This window comes from uncultured Marivirga sp. (assembly GCF_963974845.1).
GTDB classification, from domain to species: Bacteria; Bacteroidota; Bacteroidia; order Cytophagales; family Cyclobacteriaceae; genus Marivirga; species Marivirga harenae.
The window spans coordinates 650,163-671,010 of sequence record NZ_CAXBEQ010000002.1 but is presented as its reverse complement, the minus strand read 5'-3'; the positions used below and the strand labels follow the sequence as shown (position 1 = coordinate 671,010).

Here is a 20,848-nt window from a genome sequence, read left to right as displayed (position 1 = left end):
TTGAAGCAATTTTAAATAGGTCAAAACGAATTTCTAATATTGACAGAATAAATACTCATGAAAAATATCATATTCATTTCCGCATTAATACTCTGTTTTGCTTGTCAGTCAAAGGAAAAATCCGATGAACAAAATGAGAATCAGCAACCAGAAACTCGGGAAGTCCCTGTTTTCAAGCCTGAAAATTCTGACGCTAAAGCTGTTGAGCTAGCCGATAAAGTTCTAAAAACTCATGGGGGGCAAGAAAATTGGGATAACACCCGCTACATTGCTTGGAATTTCTTAGGCGCTAGAGATTTAATATGGGATAAATATACCGGAAATGTAAGAATAGATTTTCCAGGACAACAATCTACTTATCTAATCAATATTAATGAAGATACTGGTCGCGTAAAAATTGGTGACAGAGAGCTCATCAAAAGTGATTCTTTGGAGAAGTATATAGAAAGAGGAAAGCAGATCTGGGTCAATGATTCCTATTGGTTGGTTTTTCCATTCAAGTTTAAGGACCCAGGCGTTCAATTAAAATATCATGGTAAGGACAGCACCTTAAGTGGGAAAGATGCCGAAGTCATTAGCTTAACTTTTGAAGACGTTGGTTTTACTCCTCAAAACAAATATAAAGCCTATATCGATCCACAGAGCCATTTAATTCTACAGTGGGATTTTTATAGGAACGCTGCTGATAGTGCTGCAAGTTTTAGCAATGAGTGGACAGGCTATCAAAATTATGGGGAAATTCAATTGTCTTCAGGTAGGGGAGAAAGGACTTTAGGAAATATTAGGGTTGCTCAAGAATGGGACGATGAGGTTTTTGAGGAATTTTAATTTATAAGTTTTGACAAATTAAAAAACCCACAATAGCAGTCCATTGTGGGTTTTTAGTTATAATTCTATAAGCTAATTATCCTTTCAAAATAGCTCTGCTTATTACTAGTTTTTGAATTTCAGATGTTCCTTCCCCAATAGTACAAAGCTTAGAATCTCTATAGTATTTTTCTACTGGGTAATCTTTAGTGTAACCATAACCACCAAAAATTTGAACTGCCTCAACTGAGTTTCTTACCGCTACTTCTGAAGCGTAATATTTAGCCATCGCAGATTCTTTATTAACGCTTTTCCCTTTATTTTTCAAATCTGCCGCTTGGAAGGTCAATAATTTCGCGCCTTCTAATTCCGTTGCCATGTCTGCTAATTTGAATGCTATTCCTTGAAAGCTTGAAATCGGCTGATTAAATTGATGTCTTTCTTTGCTATAAGCCAAAGCCGCTTCATAGGCGCCTTCTGCTATTCCTAAGGAAAGTGCAGCAATGGAAATTCTTCCTCCGTCCAGTACTTTCATCGCTTGAATAAAGCCCTGTCCAACTTCTCCTAAGATATTATCTTTATGTACACGGCAATCTTCAAAAATCATTTCTGCTGTTTCCGAAAGTCGCATTCCTAATTTATTCTCTTTTCTACCACCTTTAAATCCTTCCGAGCCTCTTTCTACAACAAAAGCAGTCATACCGTGTGAATCTCCCGTTTTCCCTGTTCTCACGATTACCACGGCAACATCACCGGAAATACCATGGGTTATCCAGTTTTTAGCACCATTGATTACCCAATAATCTCCGTCTTGCACAGCAGTAGTTTTCATATTCCCGGCATCAGAACCGGTGTTCGGCTCTGTTAAGCCCCAAGCACCAATCCACTCGGCAGTAGCCAGTTTTGGCAACCACCGCTTCTTCTGCTCATCATTCGCAAACTGCATGATATGACCTGTACAAAGAGAATTATGTGCCGCCATAGAAAGTCCTATTGAAGGGTCTACTTTAGCTAATTCCATAATGGCTGTTACGTATTCTTCATAACCAAAACCTGCGCCACCGTATTCTTGAGGAACGAGAACACCCATTAAGCCTAGGCCTCCTAATTTTTTCATCACATCAACAGGGAAATGTTGTTCTTCATCCCATTGGTCACGATGCGGGGTAATTTCTTTAGCTCCAAAATCACGCACCATTTGCGCAATCATTTCCTGGTTTTCATTCAATCCAAAATCCATAAATATTGTGTTAGTCGTTTCCTGAAATAAGTGCAAATATAGCTTAAAATAGCTTAACTACCCAACTAACATTCGTTAGGGGGAAAAGGTTGGGTTTAATGGCAAATTATGTGGATAAAGGAAAACTAGAATTAATAAATAAGCCTCCATCTGAAGGCCCATCTCCAACCCAATTCGTAATTTTTGATTCCTGCTAATTTCAAAATATCCTTCCAATCCTTTTTTGAAAATGCTCTCCACACTGAAAGACAAGCATCATTTTGCACCATAGTCGATTTGCTAAAAAAATGGGTAATCCATTTAATGGAATAATAGGCGAAAGAGTGGCGATGCAAATCATTGATAATCACTTTCTCTGATTGTGCTTGAAACTGTATTAAGAGATTGACCAATTCTTTTTGAGGAAAATGGTGAAGAAAAAGTGTACAGCAAATCACATCAAACTTTCTGTTTTTAAAGTCTTCTAAAAAAATGTTTTCCGCATGAAATGCGATTTCAGGATAGCCTTCGCAATGCTTTTGGGCATAAGCAACCACATTAGGATTGGCATCAAACCCATGCAGTCGAATTTTAATATTCTGAGTTCGGCACCATTTGGCTATTTTCAATAATATCTCTCCGCTTCCACAACCTAAATCCGCTATTTGCCATTCTCTATCGGGATGTTTTCTGAGCGTCTCTTTTACAGCACTTAAGGTAATAGCATTTCCGCCCAGCCAATGATTGATAATATCCAATTCTTTAAGCGCCCGATAAAGGGCAGGGCTATCATCGGATAAGTCATCCATGATTTCTTCTTCTTCCGACCGATAGGATAAATCAACTTTTGTCATTTTTCTACACGCTCCAATAGCATACTTTCCATCGTTAGGCCTGGTCCAAAGGCAAAGCTTAACACTTTATCTCTAGGTTGAATTTTATTCCACATTTCCTGCAAAACAAAGAGTACTGTCGGAGAAGACATATTGCCAAACTCCTTCAAAACCTTATAAGCAGATTCATTAATTTCCTTGGGTAGCTCTAGGCCTTTTTCCACTGCTTCCAAAATCCTCTTTCCACCTGGATGAATAGCAAACTGATTAATATCCTTTAGCGTTAGTTGCAATTTTTCCATCAATTCCACACCTAATCTAGCAATATTTTGGGCAATTACCTCCGGGACATAACTGCTTAATTTCATTTCAAAACCTAAGTTTCCAATATTCCAAGCCATCTCTTGTTCTGAATCGCCTTCCACAACGCTTTTAAAAGCTTTCATTTGCAATGCTTGCTCGGTTTTTTCATTACTGACTACCACTGCTGAAGCCCCATCTCCAAAAAGTGTATTGGCTAATAAATTGTCTTCTGAAAAATCAGATTGAAAATGAATGGTGCACAACTCCACACAAACGATCAAAACTTTAGCATTCTGTTCTGAGCGACAGATGTGATGGGCGGTCTTGAGGGCATTAAACGCAGCAAAACAGCCCATGAACTGTATAGACGTTCGTTCAATACCTGAATTCAATCCTGATTTCTTAATCAATTGGATATCCAAACCCGGAGCAAACATGCCGGTGCAACTGACTGTTACTAAATGTGTGAAATCTTTGGGATCATATTGCTGAAAAATGCTTTCAAGACTTTTTTGAGCTAACGGCAACGCATGCTGCTCAAATAATTTCATACGATCAGCTGTGCTCGGCAGTAATTTTCCATTATTCAATTGCGGATAAAATTTCCAATCTCTATCATCTGCAAATTGATAGTCAGAAATAACTGTATGTCTCTTTTCAATACCTGACATTCTAAAAATGGCCCGTAACTTACGGCTGTTTTCCTCATTCAAATGCATAGCTTTTTGCATAAAGCCGGCTATATCATTTTGGGAAATACTAATCTGCGGATTGGCAGGAGAAATCAGGTTAATGTATGGCATATATTATTCTTGAATGACTATATTAAGCAAAAATTTTCGATTTTGTTTATGAAATAGTCATAAACAAAAACATGTCAACATAATTTGAAAAACAGAAACAAGATTTCATGTTCCTGTGGATTGATAAACATTAACAACTCCAAGGCTTCTCTCGAATTTTTGAGAAAGGCTGGCTATTAAAAAACATTTAAGTACGTATGAAAAAAGCTATTCATATCCTTCAGCATCTAAGGATTCCTTTTTCCTTCTTTCTATTGCCTGTTTACATTTTTGCTTTAGGAATAAGTCCAAATTTAGGAGAAGATAGAATTATTCTAACTTTTGTGATTTTGCATTTTTTCATTTACCCCGCCAGTAATGCCTACAATTCTTATTTCGACAAAGACGAAGATAGTATAGGCTTAATGAAAAAGCCTCCTCCTGTTTCTATTGGCTTATATTATACAAGTTTGATTTTCGATTTTATAGGAATTGCCTTGGCTTGGCTCATCAGCATGGAATTTGCGTTATTGGTTTTTGTCTATGGTTTGGCTTCAAAGGCATACAGTCACCCCGGAATCCGTCTAAAGAAGTATCCTTGGGTAGGATGGTTAGTGGCTGGTTTTTTTCAAGGCGTTTTTACTTTTTATATGTCATATGTCGGTATCAATGATTTTGGATGGGAAATTGCCTTGAAATGGAAAGTGATATTACCTGGCTTATTAACTTCTGCTTTTTTATGGGGCTCCTATCCCATGACTCAAATTTACCAACATAAAGAAGATGGGAAGAGGGGCGACAATACGCTTTCCATAGTATTGGGCATTAAAGGAACCTTTCTGTTTACCTTGGTTACTTTTCTTCTAGCTACTCTGGGATTTGAATATTACTTTTTGAATTACCATAATGAAAAAATGGGTATTGCCTTTTTGCTTTTTATGGCGCCTACAGTCATCTATTTTCTAATCTGGTTTGCTTTGGTTCATAGAAATGAAAAATATGCAAATTTTGGTTGGACTATGGGTTTAAATTTAATTTCTGCTCTTTGCTTGAATGCTTTCTTTGTATATTTCTTTTTGCAGATAAGTCATATAGGGCAGTTGAATTTGTGATTTGAAAAATTATAAACTCAAATAAAATGAATATTAAGTACCTTAATTCGAAAACACCACAACCCCTAATTGTAAATTAAGCCCTATAAAAGCTCCGATTTCGCCTTGAGTGAACTCAAGACCAGGTTCAAATGCTAAATCAATATTAAATTTTTTAAAGAATATCCTTTGTATTCCATATGCTAACTGTACATCCAACACTGCCGGCCCTTGTGGAAATGCTTGTGCATTAGTTAGAAAAAAAGAGGTATGATAAAAGCTGGCCGAAAGTCCTAAGTAATTTGCCGCATTAAAATTTACATTTTTACCTTTTATAGCTCTCATTCCCAGATTATGATACAATCGAGGTTGCATTTTTATTTGGGGTGTTAAAAGATAATAATTATCCACTCCGTAGAAAGTTCGAGAGAATGAACCTCCTCCAAAAGCACCAAGCAGACTTATGCTGTTATATAAAGAAATATTCTGATTTAATTTCTTCTCATATGATAGGCCTACAAGTGACGGCAACCCGGTTTCAATTTTTATCAAATGATCAGAAACGCTTACTTGCTCTCCTTTGTTTAATGAATTTGGCTTATCCTGTGATTTTGATTGAGTAAAGGTAAAAACTAAAATAGCGATAATGCCTAATGCTTTCTTCATTTTTAAATAGAGTTAATAGTTTAAGTATAAGTTCATCCTGTGAACTTTAAAATTAAGAAATTAGTACATAAAAATAAATCGACTATGAAAATTTCTAAACCTATGGTGCTAAATCCGTATAACTTAACATACCAAAAATCTAAAAACATTATTATATGAACATATTAGTAATAGGTGCCAACGGAAAAATTGGCCAGAAAATAGTTAATAAAATTCATAGCAACTCACCTCACGATGCCATAGCCATGGTAAGAAAAGAATCTCAAAGAGAGCAATTTGAGAAAAAAGGAATCAAGACGGTTTTAGGTGACTTGGAGGAAGACTTCAGTCATGCCTATGAAGGAAATAATGCCATTGTTTTCACGGCAGGAAGTGGTGGACACACTGGGGATGATAAAACAAAAGCGATTGATCAGCAAGGTGCTATTAAAGCAATTGATTTAGCTGTACAGCATAAATTTGATCGCTTTATGATGGTAAGTGCTTTTGGTGCCGATTTTAGTCCATCAGAATGGCCAGAAAACATGGGAGCCTATTACCATGCAAAGTCAGCAGCTGATGACTATTTACAACAGACCGGTTTGAATTACACAATTCTTAAACCAGGCATGTTAACTGATGACGAACCCAAAGGCAAAGTAGATTATGGTGAAAGAACGGACGAAAGAAGAGGCTCAATACCAAGATGGGATGTTGCAGATGTAGTGGTTAAGTCCCTAGAAGCTGAAAAAACCTACAGAAAATCCTTAGAATTACTTTCTGGAACGTACCGTATTGAGGAAGCAATCGAAAAAATGTAATCTTTGATTATGACTTTTCCAAAGTATCAAGCTTTGGAAAAGTTTTTACTTTCTATTCAATAGCTCTTCATAAATCAAACTATGTATAGCTCCCTTTAACTCAATACCTCATGTAAAACTCGAAGAGATTTAATTTCCTTGAACGAATGACTGTGAATTTGATAGAACTGAATCAACACATTTAGTAATTGTTGTCTTTGTTCTGCTGTAATTTTTAAATCATAAGTTAGGTCATTATCTAAAAGTTCTTCCAGTTTGAGCATTTCATCTGGTCGTAATTTAATTTGATGATATTGAGAAAGTTCATCCATTATCTCCACAGCTCCAGAAGGTTTGAACCCCAAATATGAAGACAGCTGCGCTAAAAACTGTAAGTGAAAATTCACATAGCTTTCCTCTTTCTGGTCAAAATATGTGAAACTATCATGTATAAATCCAAACATCATCGGGTTTTCATCTTCCTCTCCTCGCAAAATATGATTCAGAAATTCCGCCAAGAATAAACCGATTGAGGATTTTATAATTTCATAAGGAATTGTCCGGTAGGGTGGGTTCACTTTTATTTCCGACATACGGTTAATGCTACTATTTGATTTTTTGTAAACCACTAAGTCCAATAATGTCAAAGGCTGGAAAATCGCCATTTTATGTTTGGCTTTAGCTTTTCGTACCCCATTTTCGATATACGATTGAATCCCAAATTTTTCGGTGTAGATCTGGATGATCAAGGAGCTCTCCCCGTATTTTACATGCCCTAATACTATGCCTTTGGTTTTGTGAAGCATGGCTTAAGGCGTTACCGCAAATTTGGTTTGAAAAGTTTCAGTTCCATCTGCATTAATAGAAAAAACTAAATAGACTCCACTTTTGGCTCTGAATCCACTATAATTGTCTAAATCCCATGAGAAGGTACCTCCGTTTGCTTTCCCTTTATGAATGAGGTTTCCAGCAATATCCGTAATCATAACTTCATTGTTGTAGGCCAATCCACGAATGCTGACTGTACTATTAACTGATAGCCGGACGGGATTTGGGAAAACCTCCACATTAGAATGGTTGGCTCCTGCTCGAGTTGCATCTGTTCTGTAAGAAAGAAATTGATTGGAAGAGGTAATGAATAGCTCACCATTTAGAGGGTTGACTACCATTTGCTGTATATTGGTATTTATAATGGGGCTGTTCGACCTCCTGAGGTGAACAATATTTCGCTCAATATTTTCGTCAAAAAGCCACAAGCCATCTCGTGTACTCATCCATTTCCTGTTGCCACCATCGACTACCACATGATTAACAGGAATTCCATCAAAAAGGAAAAAGCCTTCAAAAATAGGCTGAGATGCATCCACATTGTCACCGTCCAGCACTCCTTGAAAACGATTGAAAAATGCAACACCACTTTCAGTGGCAATCCACAGCTGTCCATTTAAATCCATTGCTAAGTCCTTAATTCGGTTATTGGGTAAATTCCCATTTCCCAAAACAGTAGTAAGTCTTCTTTCTAGTCCACTTTCGGGATTGAAAACAAACACACCAGAAGTGGTCGCGATGTAATGGTCGCCATTGGGCACGATTAAATAATCACTTACTGTTGTACTAGCTGGTAAATTAATTTCTACCAAGTTCTCTGTTTCGGGATTGAAAACTGCATAAAGATTATTTTCGGTCTTCACTAAAGCCCAATAGCTAGCTTGAGGGCTTTCGGCTAGACTAACCCAGTCTGAAATTAAAGAAATATCAATGTCAAGTGCTACAATATCTTCAGTGTCCCAGCTAAAAAGTCCATCTTCTTTACTGAGGAAAATTCCATTTCCAGAAAGCAAATCCAGTGCAACGTCTTGAAAAAAAGCTAAATGATTACCACCAACATCCTTTTTGATATAAGTCCAACTCCCATTTTCAAAATAGGAAAACCCAGGGGTAGTTTCTGCTAAATGAACTGTATATTGTTCTAATTGATGAAGACTTTGAGTTCTGCCTTTGGGCCCTTGAGGAATTAGACGTTCTTGAGCACCATCTTGAAAGCGAATTAAGCCTAAAACTTCATCTGCCAAGAAGAATTGATTTTCAACAAATACAAAATCATGAATCTGCACAGCTTCATTTACACTAAAATCTAATACAAAAGTGTTTTCCCTCCATCGAAAAAGCTCGGATCCCGATGATAAATATAGGCTTTCATTAATAGAGTTTAGTTTCTCAATTGGACTTCCCAATCCGAAAACTGACTGCCAGCTTCCATTCTGTCGTTGGTAAATACTATCGTTCGTCCCTAATGCAAACAAATCCTCTTGATAAAAAGCGGTGCTTTGGATAGCTACTTCTCCGTTTAAATACTCTCTTTCCCAGTTTTGAAAATCTTTTAAATTGAGATTACTCCGTAAATCTCCAATCAAGAATCCATTTTCAGTACTTAGATAAAGCTTTTCTCCATCGCTACTAATTCCATTAATAACAGTAGTTTCTCCATTTTCCCCTAAATCTAAAAAAGCATCAATTAATTCGTTTTCCTCAGCATTATATAACACCACTCCGAAATCTGTAGCTAAATAAACAATTTCCTCTACTTGTACAGCTCCATTGATTCTTTTACTGCCCCTAAGTTCTGACTCAAAAAGTTCATTGAAAGTTGTGATGGAAAGCTCCTTATCCAATACATCCATCAAACCATCGTCATAGGCTATGAGTAAAACATCGTCAATTTTCTTCAGCATGCTAATGTTAAGGCTACTTAATCCATCAGTGGCGCTTAAGGTATTGAGACTTCCATCTTCTTGATCGAAATAAAATATACCGTTCGTGCTAGCACAGAAAACTTTCCCATCGAAAATCGACACATTTTTTCCTGTAGAATAATCTGCATGATTTCTCCAGCTACCCATGGGTATGTCTTGTGCCACGGGACAGAAACCAAATAATAAAAAAAATGAAAATGAAAGTGCTTTCAGCATAGCTCTTTAGGTGCAGTGAATATTGTTTTCAAATATAATAACTGAAAATTAAGATGTTGTGGTATTTTGATTAGTAGTTATTTAAAAACCTAACTAATGAACTAGGAGCCATGGAAACACTTCCGGCATCTAGGCTCATATTTATCTTTTTCCCCCAGCATGACTTTCTGTTTTTCATCACTCAGGCGATAAGAATAAGAGGCTATTCCTCCGCATTTTACGCAAATAGCGTGGACTTTTGTGACATATTCTGCGGTAGCCATTAATTCGGGTATCGATCCAAAAGCTTTACCGCTAAAATCCATATCTAAACCTGCAATGATTACCCGTTTACCCTGATTTGCGAGAGCATTAACTACATTTACTATCTCCGAGTCAAAAAATTGGGCTTCATCAATTCCTACTACTTCTGAATTACCGGAAAATAATAAGATGTCTTCTGCGAAATCCACGGGAGTAGATCGGATTGCAGTTTTGTTATGAGAAACAACTTCTGTTTCATCGTAACGCTTGTCGATTTTCGGTTTGAAAATCTCCACTCTCTGCTTGGCGATTAGCGCCCGATTTAATCTACGTATTAACTCCTCAGTTTTTCCGCTGAACATAGAACCACAAATCAGTTCTATCCATCCTTTGCCTTTTCCTCCTTCTTCTCTCCCTATATGTGGCTCTACAAACATTTCTCAATAATACATTTATATGCTTAAAACCTGTCAGGTTTCTCCTTTTTTCGAAGTATAAACTTATTTACTATATTTCTACACTTGATTACATGAAACCTGACAAGTTTGATTAACCAAATCTTTCAATCTGAATATTCCATGTGAGGAAACTTATTTCGCTCTGCCACTTTTATCTTAATATCACCCACTACAACTGCTTGGCATGCTAATCTTTCATTATTCTTTAATCTATTCTGGTTTCGAAATCTTTCCTCTGCGGACGTCAACTGGCCCAAATTTTCCATTCCTTGCTCCACTATCATTTTGCAAGTGGTGCACCTACCTTTTTTTCCACAGGCATGCATCCAATCAATAAAGTTTTCGTGTATAATCTCTAATGCTCTTTTTTCTGTGCTATTAGTGATTATCTTGCGTTCATAAAGGTTAGAAATCTCAATTTCAGGCATAAGAATAAATTGCAAAAAAAGTAAAATAAATAATGGAGAGCAAATTAAATCATCAGGCAATTGATGCTTATAGCAAAGCATTAGCAAAACAACTTTGTCAAACTTTCTTCAGCAATTCATCTCATATTAGCGGAAAAGAGATTTTAGAACTGAGCCCCAACAAGCAGATCAATTTAATGGTGCTCAAAAATCTTTTCAAAAAATGGAAAAAAGAGAATGCAAAGTTGCAAAGTCCTTACTTCGATTACCATAGCGATGAGGTAAAAAAAGCCATGAAGGACTTCATGAATACGCTCTCCCGTCATATCTATGTTAAAAAAGAACATTTCGAACCCTTATTAAAGGAGTCCATCAAAGATAGTGTTTTACTAGCTTTTTCCCCCTATGATTTTTATTCTAAGGAAATTAACCAGAGAGATGATAGTCGATTACGCCTATCGGATCTGAAAGATTTAAAAAAGTATATTAAGTTCAACGATTTTCTTTTAGATGGCTTAATTGAGAATTTCGAATCGCATAAAGAGCAGGTAGTTTTCAATGATACTGCATTTGAAATGTTTAATGAAGTCTGCAGCAATGCTGATGAACAACCTGCTGATATTCAACCCCTTTTGTCTGAGTTTTCCAAAACTTTGCCGCTTTCAATTGCCGATGTTTACTTAGAGGAAGAAAAAGAACATCCTGGTATGCTAAATGAAAAACTGCAAAGCAAGGAGAAGCAAAGCCTGGCAGATACGCTCGCGAAAAGCGGTAGAAAAAGCATGATGAAAATGCTGACTCTCAATCAGCGGTTTATGTTTGTGAACGAATTGTTTGATGGCAAGCAAAATCTGTTCCTCTCTGCTGTAGAGCAAATTGACAATATGGAAAACCATAAAGAAGCATCATCCCATATTAAAAAATCATTCGCTGATAAATATAATTGGGATATGGAAACTGAGGAAGTGCAAGAGTTTATGGAACTAGTGGAAAAGCGATTTGGAAGGTAATAAGTCTGGTGCATTCTTTTAAACTTCATTTTTTTTCAAAACATTCTGTGTTACTTTTGCATTATATTTAATAAATCTAAATAAAATGAAGCGCGCGATTTACCTATTCATGTCAACATTTGTCTTCTTTTCTTGCAGTTCACAGGAACAGGTCACAAACAAAGAGGTCGTAGAAAACTATAGCAACATTGTCTACGCGAATTATCAGGATGTACATACGCATGCAATTGCACTAAGAAAAGTAATCATAAGTTTCCTTGAAAACCCAACCGAATCAGGGTTTGCAAAAAGCAAAGAAGCATGGATTTTAGCGAGAAAAAGTTATGGCCAATCCGAAGCCTTCCGTTTTTATGGTGGACCGATAGATGGAGAAAACGGTCCGGAAGGACAAATAAATGCATGGCCATTAGATGAAGCATATATAGACTACGTTGCTGCTGAAAATACCAATGTTAATATCATCAATAGCCCAGAAAAATTTCCCGAGATAACGACAGCATTCATTGCCTCTATGAACGAAAAAGGGAGTGAAACTAATGTTAGCTCTGGTTACCATGCAATTGAATTCTTACTCTGGGGCCAGGATCTAAGTGATGGCCCAGGGGCCGGTCAACGGACGTATCTAGATTATATAGAAGGAGAGAAAGGAAGTGCAAAAAATGCTGATAGGAGAAAAAAATATCTGCTTGAAACAGTGAATTTACTGATCAAAGACTTGAATTCAGTCATGGCAGCATGGGAGCCAAACCAACAAAATTACCGTGCTAAATTTGTAGCAAACCCAGATCAATCTATAGAAAAAATTGTATCTGGTCTTGGCAAACTAAGTAAAGGAGAATTAGCAGGAGAACGAATGTTTGTGGCTTACGACTTACGATCCAAAGAAGATGAGCATTCTTGTTTTAGTGATAATACCCATAATGATATTGTGGCTAATGCTAAAGGCATTGAAAACGTCTTCTTAGGAAAATATCAGTCTTTTACAGTGGAAAATAATATATCAGGCCCGAGCATATTTGATGTGTTAAAACAAAAAGACCAAGTATTGGCAGATGAATTGAAAAAAACGATTGCCACAGGAATAGCTGAAAGTAAAAAGATTGAAGCTCCATTCGATCAGCAAATAAAAGAGGAGAGCGGGAGGGCGCAAATTGCCAAGACCATAGGCTTATTTCGAAAGCAAGGAGATCTGTTAGCCGCAACTGCTAGCAAATTTGGATTCCAGTTTGACCCTGAAGCAATATAAACCCGAGCTGTAGATGAGTTACAATGCATACTTTCTAGCGCTTCTTATAGCCGCGATTATTTTGAATGCTTGCGGCAGTAAAAGCACCTATCAAGCAGTAAGCGAAACAGCAATGTATCCGGGTGGACGAGCAACAACCGATGATTTCTCTGTAAATGCTTTCGGTCATGCCGCACCCAATATTTCAAGTGATCAGCAAATGCAGTTCGTGACCGGCAATGCATTTTTCAAAAGAAACTGGGTAACAGCTCCATCCTCAACGACTGACCTAGATGGACTAGGAGCCCTTTTCAATGCCAAATCATGTTCAAGCTGTCATTTTTTGGATGGCAAGGGAGAACCTGGCTTTGAGAAAGGCCAATCGTCCGCTCTACTTTTTAGATTAAGTGTACCAACTGAGGGCGGAAAAACAAAACCAGAACCTAATTACGGCAATCAATTTAACCACCTTGCTATTTTAGGAGAGAAAGAAGAGGGTCAAGTAGAAATCAACTATGAAGAAATTATAGGGGCTTATCCTGATGGAGAAAGATACTCTCTACGAAAACCTTTGTATACATTCACCCAGTTGAATTATGGATCCATGCAGCAGGATGTATTGGTTTCTCCACGAGTAGCGCCACATATTATCGGATTAGGTTTATTGGAAGCCATTGCTGCAGATGACATACTTGCGCTAGCAGATCCGCAGGATCATAACAGTGACGGGGTTTCTGGGCGGCCTAATTATGTTAAAAATGTGTTGACGGACAGCCTCCAGTTAGGCAGATTTGGCTGGAAAGCTAATGAACCAAATGTAAGACAGCAGGTTGCTGCAGCTTTCCAGGGAGATATGGGGTTAAGTAGTTCTCTATTTCCAGCAGAAAATGAAACCTCGAATCAAGGAAAACTGATTCAGGCTGAGAACGGTGGTAATCCTGAGGTATCCGATGATATTTTAGATCGCGTGACGCTATATTCACAGGTTTTGGCAGTTCCGAAGAGGAGAGAACCGAACAGCGAAAAAGTAATGCAAGGAGCTCAGCTATTTTCCGAAATTGGCTGCAGTAGTTGCCATAACCCCTCATTTACAACTGCTCAGCATAATGATATCCCTGAATTTAGTAAACAGAAGATTTACCCATATACGGATTTATTGGTACACGATATGGGAGAAGAACTAGCAGATCATAGGCCAGATGGTGATGCAAGTGGAGTTGAATGGAGGACAGCTCCTCTGTGGGGTATTGGATTAGTAAAAACTGTTAACGGACATACTACTTTACTCCACGATGGCAGAGCAAGAAATGTAGAAGAAGCCATTCTTTGGCACGGAGGGGAAGCTGAAAAAACGAAAACTGAGTTTAAAAATTTATCGAAAATTGAAAGGGAAAATTTAATCTCTTTTGTTAATTCCTTATAAGATGAAAAATATAATCGTTATTTATTTCGGGCTAACAGTGCTACTCTTTGGTTGCAGTGACACTAAGGAAAAAACAGATTTCGACAAAGGTCCAATGCTTAAAAATATTGCCTTTAACTTGGCAATCCCCGCCTACGAAAAAAGTCTTGCCAGCTTTGAAAACCTGCAACATGAATTAGTTGCTTCCAGAAATAAAACTGATACTGCTCGTATCAATATCTTGCGAAATTCTTGGAAAACAGCTGCAATAAATTGGGCTAAAACCGCGCCCTATCGTTTTGGACCAGTAGATGAGTTGCTAATTAAAAACAGCTTTTACTACTTTCCGGTGGATACCACAAAACTGTCAAAGCAAGTATCCAACTTTGATGGAAACCGAGACCATATCCAATCGCTAGGAAGTAATAGCCAAGGATTAGGGGCTTTAGAATTTCTACTTTTTACAGAAGATTCAGTTGATCAGAAAACTAAAATCGCCTTTATGGAAATGCTCTGTAATCGCTTAGTGGAATTGAATCAGCAGGTACTAAAAAAATGGAGAGATCAATATGCAAAAGAATTTGCCCAAAACACAGGAAGCGAATTAATGTCGAGTATAACCAAGCTTGCTAATCAGTGGATTGAAGTAGTAGATTATATAAAGGGAGATGAAATTGGAAGACCCGCAGGAAAAACTGTGGGTATTGAAAGGAACATCTTTAATCTTCAAGCTCCATATAGCAAAATCTCCTCAGAATTAATCGAGTCAAAGTTGGAAGCATTACAAGAATCATTTAATGGGGGAACCAAAGAAGGTGTTGATGATTATCTAAATTCTTTGAGTATCAAGATGTCAGATAATATACAATTAGACGTAAAGATCAACCAACAGATTAATAGCCTAAAAGCTAATCTAGAAGGAGAAAAAAAACCATTATCAGAACTCATACTTGAAGAATCAAAAAAAGTTGATCTGTTATATCTTGAATCTCTTAATCTAAGTATCATACTCAAAACAGATTTGATGAGTCAACTAGGATTGGTGACCACTTTTAGTGATTCCGATGGAGATTAATTAACGGGTCAATACCTGCATCCTGTGGGCATCTAGCTTAATCAATACGAATAGCAAAATAGTAAAAGACCAAAGTGAAGAGCCTCCATAGCTAAAAAATGGAAGTGGAATACCCGCGACAGGAAAAAGTCCTATGGTCATGCCTATATTAATTCCAAAGTGAAAAAAGAATATCCCCGCTACTGCATAGCCATAAATTCTTGCAAAATTTGATTTCTGCCTTTCTGCAATAAAAACGACTCTGATCATTAGCACCAAAAAAAGTACTATCAAAACAAAACTTCCCGCCCAGCCATGTTCTTCACCAATAGTGCAGAAAATAAAATCTGTACTTTGCTCCGGGACGAAGTCGAACTTAGTTTGGGTTCCTTCGAGAAAACCTTTCCCAAATGTACCACCAGAGCCAATGGCTATTTTTGATTGGGTAACATTCCAGCCATAGCCTAAAGGATCTGCATCAGGGTTAACCAAAGCCTTTAATCTATTTTGTTGATGGGGTTTGAGCACATCTGAAATAACATAATCAACACTTTGTATTACGCCAATAACAATGATAGCCATCAAAATTGTCACTCCAATATTCTTTAATCGCTTATTATTGATGACAACAATAATAGTAGCTAAAACTATGACCCCAATAGTTAAATACAATTGATCAACAAGCAAGGTCAAAATGAAAATGATAGCAACCGACAGCCCGGTGATCACATAAAAAGAAGGAAGTCCCTCTCTATAGTAAACAATAATAAAGCTAATAAACACCATTGCAGTTCCTGCATCACCTTGCAGTACAATTAAACTCATGGGCACCAAGACCAACAATGAGGATTTAATCTGTTCATTGAATTTGTCGAGGCGTACATTCTTAGCGCTAAAATACTTGGCCACTGCCAAAGCGGTAGCAAATTTCGTGAATTCAGAGGGTTGGAGTCGAACGGGGCCAAAAACAAACCAGGATTGATTTCCAGCTATTTCCTTTCCGAAAAATAAAACTAGTACCAGAAGCACCAAAAAACCCGCATATATATAATAAGCGAAACTATCAAAGAATTTATAATCCAGAATCATTATCGCTATAATAATCACAAGCGATCCGGCAATCCATGCTAGTTGTTTTCCTGAATTTAGATCAAAACTGAAAATATTTTGGCTCTGTTCTGCATCATAAACTACTGCATAAATATTTAGCCATCCTAAGATAACCAATATGAAAAACACCGCTATCAGCAACCAATCGACCCTATTCCATAAACTATCCTGCCTTCTCATAAATTATTTAAATATGCTTTGGTCATCACGTAATTTTCCACCCAAGCTCTATTAGAAGCGACTTCACCTTTAATGTATTTTTCAATAAGTAAACCTGTTATTGCTGCAGCAACTCCTCCGCCCCAACCTGCATTTTCAACATAAACCGAAATGGCAATTTTTGGATTCTCTTTGGGTGCAAAAGCCATAAAAGCGGAGTGGTCAAAGCTATTCTTATTTTGTACAGTACCTGTCTTTCCTGCAATTTGTATGTCTTTTACCCTAGCTACTCTAGCGGTTCCATCCACAATTTCGCCCATCGCATCTACGACCGTTTTAAAATGAACAGAATCAATACCAGTATTCTGCCTGTCATATTGAATGTTGTAGTAAGAATCTGAGGTTTCAATACCTTTTACCATATGTGGTTGGATGTAATACCCTCTATTAGCTAAAATGGAAGCTAGATTGGCTACTTGTAAAGGAGTTGTCAACAATTCTCCTTCTCCAATACTTAAAGAGAAAATAGTATAGAAATTCCAATGATCTTTCTGATAATATCGGTCATAGTAGGTAGGGCCTGGAACCATACCGGGACTTTCGTTTGGAATATCGATGCCTAATCTTCTACCAAATCCCAAGTCACTTAAATAGTTGTTCCAAGTAGTTAGCCCCACTCTCGCATCCTTGTTCATCCCCTCTACCTTTCCCTGTTGGATGATCTTTCTAAAAGTATGATAAAAGTAAGGATTACAGGAATACTTGATAGCACCATGTAAATCTTCATTGGTATGAGACCCGTGACAATTGATAGTCCCTCTGTTACATACCGTTCTTGTAGATGGTGTAATCACTCCCTCTTGTAAAGCAATTAAGGATTGTACTAATTTAAATACCGAACCCGGTCGATACTGAGCCATAATTGGCCTGTTGAAAAGCGGTTTTAGCGTATCTTTATTTAGCTCTCCAAAGTTCTTACTATAGTTTCTTCCCGCTAACATGTTGGGGTCATAAGAAGGGCTATTTACAAACGCCAAAATTTCACCTGTTGACGGTTCAATAGCCACTATACTCCCCACTTTATCGTCCATCAAATACTCTGCATATTTCTGAAGATCCAAATCGATAGTGGATACTAAATTATTTCCCGGAACGGAAAGTGTATCAAATTTCCCATCATTAAAAGACCCTTTTTCAATTCCTCTTACATTTACTAATTTATATTTTACCCCTCTTTTTCCTCTCAATTCTTCCTCATATGCGGCCTCAATACCAGAAATTCCTATAAAATCCCCTTGTTTGTAATAGTTAGTAGTATCTCTTTCTAACTGTCTTTTGCTTACTTCACCGATATATCCCAGTCCATTAGCTAGGATAGGCTCCGGATATTTTCTAACCGTTCGCGCCACAGGATAAAACCCTTGATATTCAACCAAACGAGTTTGAATCTTGGCAAATTCCTCATTACTTAATTGCGGATAAAAAAGAGATTGTTTTATGTACGAATATTCTTTTGCTTTTTGGATTTTCGACTGAAACTCTTCTCTTGTAATGTTCAACAGATCGCAAAAAGTAGTGGTGTCTTGAACCTCCACCTCTTTTGGGACAACCATTATATCATAGACAGGCGTGTTGTGCACAATAATTTGCCTATTTCTATCTAAGATCAATCCTCTATAAGGATATTGCACCACCTTGTTGATCACATTGTTTTCAGCCGCCATTTTGTAACGACTATCCATCACTTGAATGGAGAATAACTTCAATAAGAATATTAATCCAACTACTATGATTAAAATTTGAATGATGTATTTCCTATTCTCTATCATGAAAACCTTCCTTTTGAATAAAAAAGATATTGTAGGATTACTAACACCAATGCAGTTAATAAAGTGCTCAATAACACCTTCGAAATCACATAAAAAAACATGTGAAAGCCACCTGCTTCAATAAAAAAGACCACTGCTAAATGCAAAAACATTAAAGGTAATGCATAAGCCAAAAACCATGACAGACTTAAGTCTTTAATGGCGGGACTATCTACATTTTCATATCCTCCTCTCGGGGTAATCGCATTTAACCAAATTGGCCTTAAAAAGGCAATTAGAGTCATGGCTGCCATATGGGTTCCCAGACTGTTGTAAAAGACATCTATAATAAACCCTGTGAAAAAGCCAATTAGTAAAATGTAATTTCTGGATATTCCTAACGGTAGTAATAGCAAGAATCCAACATATACAAAACAGAATGCGCGATTATACAACACAAAATTTTGTGCAAACAATATTTGAGATGCTACGAACAGCACCCAGATCAAAATTTGTTTTACATTATTGCTACTGTTCATATTCTGATTGTAATTCTTGTTCCAACGAATCTTTCTCTTGCATCAATTTATTTCCAATTACATACACGTAATCCAAACTGAAGAAATCCGCAGATAGCGACACTTCAATATCATAAAAAGTTGATTCTTCATCTATTTCAACATTTTTGACCTTTCCTAATTTAACTCCTTGTGGAAAAATGGAATCATAGCCAGAGCTTACCACTTGCATCCCTTCTTGTACTTTAATGTGTCGCGGAACATATTCTAATGAGATTTCAGTAGGGTCTTCACCGGACCATTTTGCCGTACATAGAGTCTCTGTATCATCAATTAGCACAGATATTAGCAAACTGCTATGTAAAGCAGAATAAGCAGTAGAAAAATTAGTTGATACACTTTTAATTTTTCCGACTAGACCTTGAGGATTAATCACACCCATTCCTTCCTCCACGCCTTCTTCACTTCCAATGTTTAGGGTAAAATAGTTTCTAAAACGATGGACAGAATTATTAACAACTTTTCCTGTTACAAATTTATATTGCCCTGAAAGCTCAAATGGTATATTTACTTCTGCAGTATCTAGAAAAATACTATCCCCCGCTAGCCGGTTACGCAATAGTTCATTTTCTTGAACTAGGTTTTTATTCACTTTCGCTAGCTGAAAATAATCTTGTACCGCTTGTTTATTTTCATAAACATTTCCTGCTATGGCACTTGAACTATTGAAATATGACGCGCTTATATAATCATTATGATTAACGACAAGCCAGCCACTGATGACTTCCAATAATAAAAAGATAAAGAAAGCCCTATATTGATAAATAAATTGAAATAGCCTACGCATTTACCTTTTGGATTACAGGCAAAAAAATAAATTGCTTTAAAAAGGAAAAAGGAATGCCTTTCGTAGGATTCCCTTTTCCAAAAATATTTTGTATCAAATAATTCATTTAACTCATTAAAACGGCTTTGTAATGATTCAAATTTTTCAAAGCCAAACCAGTACCACGAACTACCGCTCTCAATGGATCATCAGCAACATGAATCGGTAACTTCGTTTTAAGTGCTAATCTTTTATCGAGCCCTCTTAATAAAGCACCTCCTCCAGTTAAATGAATTCCATTATCATAAATATCTGCCGACAACTCGGGCGGGGAAATCTCCAGCGCTTTAAGCACCGCCTCCTCTATTTTTGATACCGATTTATCAATTGCAAAAGCAATTTCTGAATAAGAAACTTTAATAACTTTCGGAATACCCGTCATCAAGTCTCGCCCTCTGATTTCATAATCTTCAGGTCCGTCATCTAGTTCTGTTAAAGCAGCTCCTACTTCTATTTTAATTTTCTCAGCAGAACGCTCCCCAATCAAAAGATTGTGTTGCCTTCTCATATAATCCAAAATGTCTTTTGTGAATGTATCACCTGCTACTCGAATGGATTGATCACATACAATTCCGGAAAGTGCTATAACGGCAATCTCGGTTGTTCCACCTCCAATATCAACAACCATTGATCCCACCGGCTGTTCTATATCTACACCAATCCCGATGCTAGCAGCAATAGGTTCGTGAATCATATAAACCTCTTTAGCGCCTGCATGCTCAGCTGAATCTCGAACGGCTCTTTTTTCCACCTCTGTAATACCGGAAGGAATACAAATCACCATTCTGTGAGAAGATGGCATGAAACTCCTTTTCCCTCCATCAATCATTTTTATCATCCCACGAATCATATGCTCCGCAGCATGGAAGTCAGCAATTACCCCATCTTTTAAAGGCCGAATGGTCTTTATATTTTCGTGAGTTTTTTCATGCATTTGCATGGCTTGGCGCCCTATGGCCAACACTTTGTTAGTAGCTTTATCAATGGCAATGATGGAAGGCTCGTCCACCACTATTTTGTCTTTATGAATAATTAAGGTATTGGCTGTACCTAAATCTATGGCTATGTCACTTGAAAAGAAATCAAATATCCCCATGGATGTTTTTGTATAATATATTT

General features: G+C 37.1%; 20 protein-coding genes. 7 read left to right on the top strand and 13 right to left on the bottom strand.

The genetic code is table 11. The annotated features are described in order from the left end of the window. Window positions 1–57: 57 nt before the first annotated feature. On the top strand, window positions 58–828 hold the full coding sequence (locus tag AAC601_RS07390) for a hypothetical protein (protein WP_340152917.1): 771 nt from the start codon (window positions 58–60) through the stop codon (window positions 826–828). A 76-nt stretch (window positions 829–904) separates the two neighbouring features. Here AAC601_RS07390 and AAC601_RS07385 read toward each other — a convergent pair whose 3' ends face one another. From AAC601_RS07385 to AAC601_RS07375, 3 genes are all read right to left on the bottom strand, one after another. After that, on the bottom strand, window positions 905–2,047 hold the full coding sequence (locus AAC601_RS07385; RefSeq protein ID WP_340152916.1) for an acyl-CoA dehydrogenase family protein: 1,143 nt from the start codon (window positions 2,045–2,047) through the stop codon (window positions 905–907). Between the two features lie 131 nt (window positions 2,048–2,178). Further along, the gene (locus tag AAC601_RS07380; RefSeq protein ID WP_340152915.1) at window positions 2,179–2,880 is read right to left on the bottom strand and encodes a methyltransferase domain-containing protein; all 702 of its coding nucleotides are present in this window, start codon (window positions 2,878–2,880) and stop codon (window positions 2,179–2,181) included. After that, the gene (locus AAC601_RS07375) at window positions 2,877–3,965 is read right to left on the bottom strand and encodes a type III polyketide synthase (protein WP_340152914.1); all 1,089 of its coding nucleotides are present in this window, start codon (window positions 3,963–3,965) and stop codon (window positions 2,877–2,879) included. The genes AAC601_RS07380 and AAC601_RS07375 overlap by 4 nt, the downstream gene beginning before the upstream one ends. Before the next feature lie 197 nt (window positions 3,966–4,162). On the opposite strand from AAC601_RS07375, the gene AAC601_RS07370 reads away from it, so the two are divergent. Then, complete coding sequence (locus AAC601_RS07370) at window positions 4,163–5,056, top strand: UbiA family prenyltransferase (RefSeq protein ID WP_303271331.1); 894 nt, start codon at window positions 4,163–4,165, stop codon at window positions 5,054–5,056. 42 nt (window positions 5,057–5,098) lie between these two features. On the opposite strand, the gene AAC601_RS07365 is transcribed toward AAC601_RS07370, so the two are convergent. Beyond that, a complete protein-coding gene (locus tag AAC601_RS07365) occupies window positions 5,099–5,701 on the bottom strand; it encodes a hypothetical protein (protein ID WP_340152913.1) in 603 nt (200 codons plus the stop codon). A 155-nt stretch (window positions 5,702–5,856) separates the two neighbouring features. Here AAC601_RS07365 and AAC601_RS07360 point away from each other — a divergent pair, with 155 nt between their 5' ends. Then, complete coding sequence (locus AAC601_RS07360; RefSeq protein WP_340152912.1) at window positions 5,857–6,501, top strand: SDR family oxidoreductase; 645 nt, start codon at window positions 5,857–5,859, stop codon at window positions 6,499–6,501. A gap of 95 nt (window positions 6,502–6,596) precedes the next feature. On the opposite strand, the gene recO is transcribed toward AAC601_RS07360, so the two are convergent. The 4 genes from recO to AAC601_RS07340 form a co-directional block, all read right to left on the bottom strand. After that, window positions 6,597–7,286, bottom strand: coding sequence for a DNA repair protein RecO (gene recO, locus AAC601_RS07355; RefSeq protein WP_340152911.1), 690 nt, complete (start codon window positions 7,284–7,286; stop codon window positions 6,597–6,599). A gap of 3 nt (window positions 7,287–7,289) precedes the next feature. After that, window positions 7,290–9,449 (bottom strand): hypothetical protein, encoded by a 2,160-nt coding sequence (locus AAC601_RS07350; protein WP_340152910.1) that lies wholly within the window; start codon window positions 9,447–9,449, stop codon window positions 7,290–7,292. Between the two features lie 101 nt (window positions 9,450–9,550). Beyond that, entirely contained in the window at window positions 9,551–10,129 is a 579-nt protein-coding gene (locus tag AAC601_RS07345; protein ID WP_303271326.1) for a thymidine kinase, read from the bottom strand. A 125-nt stretch (window positions 10,130–10,254) separates the two neighbouring features. Then, complete coding sequence (locus AAC601_RS07340) at window positions 10,255–10,578, bottom strand: 2Fe-2S iron-sulfur cluster-binding protein (protein ID WP_303271325.1); 324 nt, start codon at window positions 10,576–10,578, stop codon at window positions 10,255–10,257. 32 nt (window positions 10,579–10,610) lie between these two features. On the opposite strand from AAC601_RS07340, the gene AAC601_RS07335 reads away from it, so the two are divergent. The 4 genes from AAC601_RS07335 (at window position 10,611) to AAC601_RS07320 (ending at window position 15,269) form a co-directional block, all read left to right on the top strand. Next, window positions 10,611–11,567: a hypothetical protein gene (locus AAC601_RS07335; protein ID WP_340152909.1), complete on the top strand. Its 957-nt coding sequence runs from the start codon at window positions 10,611–10,613 to the stop codon at window positions 11,565–11,567. A gap of 85 nt (window positions 11,568–11,652) precedes the next feature. Next, entirely contained in the window at window positions 11,653–12,813 is a 1,161-nt protein-coding gene (locus tag AAC601_RS07330; RefSeq protein WP_340152908.1) for an imelysin family protein, read from the top strand. A 13-nt stretch (window positions 12,814–12,826) separates the two neighbouring features. Continuing rightward, window positions 12,827–14,215, top strand: coding sequence for a di-heme oxidoredictase family protein (locus tag AAC601_RS07325; RefSeq protein ID WP_340152907.1), 1,389 nt, complete (start codon window positions 12,827–12,829; stop codon window positions 14,213–14,215). A 1-nt stretch (window position 14,216) separates the two neighbouring features. Then, window positions 14,217–15,269, top strand: coding sequence for an imelysin family protein (locus AAC601_RS07320; protein ID WP_340152906.1), 1,053 nt, complete (start codon window positions 14,217–14,219; stop codon window positions 15,267–15,269). Here the strand turns inward: AAC601_RS07320 and rodA are convergent, their stop codons facing one another. The 5 genes from rodA to AAC601_RS07295 form a co-directional block, all read right to left on the bottom strand. After that, window positions 15,270–16,538 carry a rod shape-determining protein RodA gene (gene rodA / locus AAC601_RS07315; RefSeq protein WP_340152905.1) on the bottom strand — a complete coding sequence of 423 codons (1,269 nt, stop codon included), beginning with the start codon at window positions 16,536–16,538 and terminating at the stop codon, window positions 15,270–15,272. After that, entirely contained in the window at window positions 16,535–18,346 is a 1,812-nt protein-coding gene (gene mrdA, locus AAC601_RS07310) for a penicillin-binding protein 2 (RefSeq protein WP_303271318.1), read from the bottom strand. Before mrdA ends, rodA begins: the two co-directional genes overlap by 4 nt. Continuing rightward, entirely contained in the window at window positions 18,343–18,864 is a 522-nt protein-coding gene (locus AAC601_RS07305; protein ID WP_303271317.1) for a Rod shape-determining protein MreD, read from the bottom strand. Before AAC601_RS07305 ends, mrdA begins: the two co-directional genes overlap by 4 nt. Further along, window positions 18,854–19,690 carry a rod shape-determining protein MreC gene (gene mreC / locus AAC601_RS07300; protein ID WP_340152904.1) on the bottom strand — a complete coding sequence of 279 codons (837 nt, stop codon included), beginning with the start codon at window positions 19,688–19,690 and terminating at the stop codon, window positions 18,854–18,856. Before mreC ends, AAC601_RS07305 begins: the two co-directional genes overlap by 11 nt. A 106-nt stretch (window positions 19,691–19,796) precedes the next feature. Further along, window positions 19,797–20,825 (bottom strand): rod shape-determining protein, encoded by a 1,029-nt coding sequence (locus AAC601_RS07295; RefSeq protein ID WP_303271315.1) that lies wholly within the window; start codon window positions 20,823–20,825, stop codon window positions 19,797–19,799. Window positions 20,826–20,848: the final 23 nt, after the last annotated feature.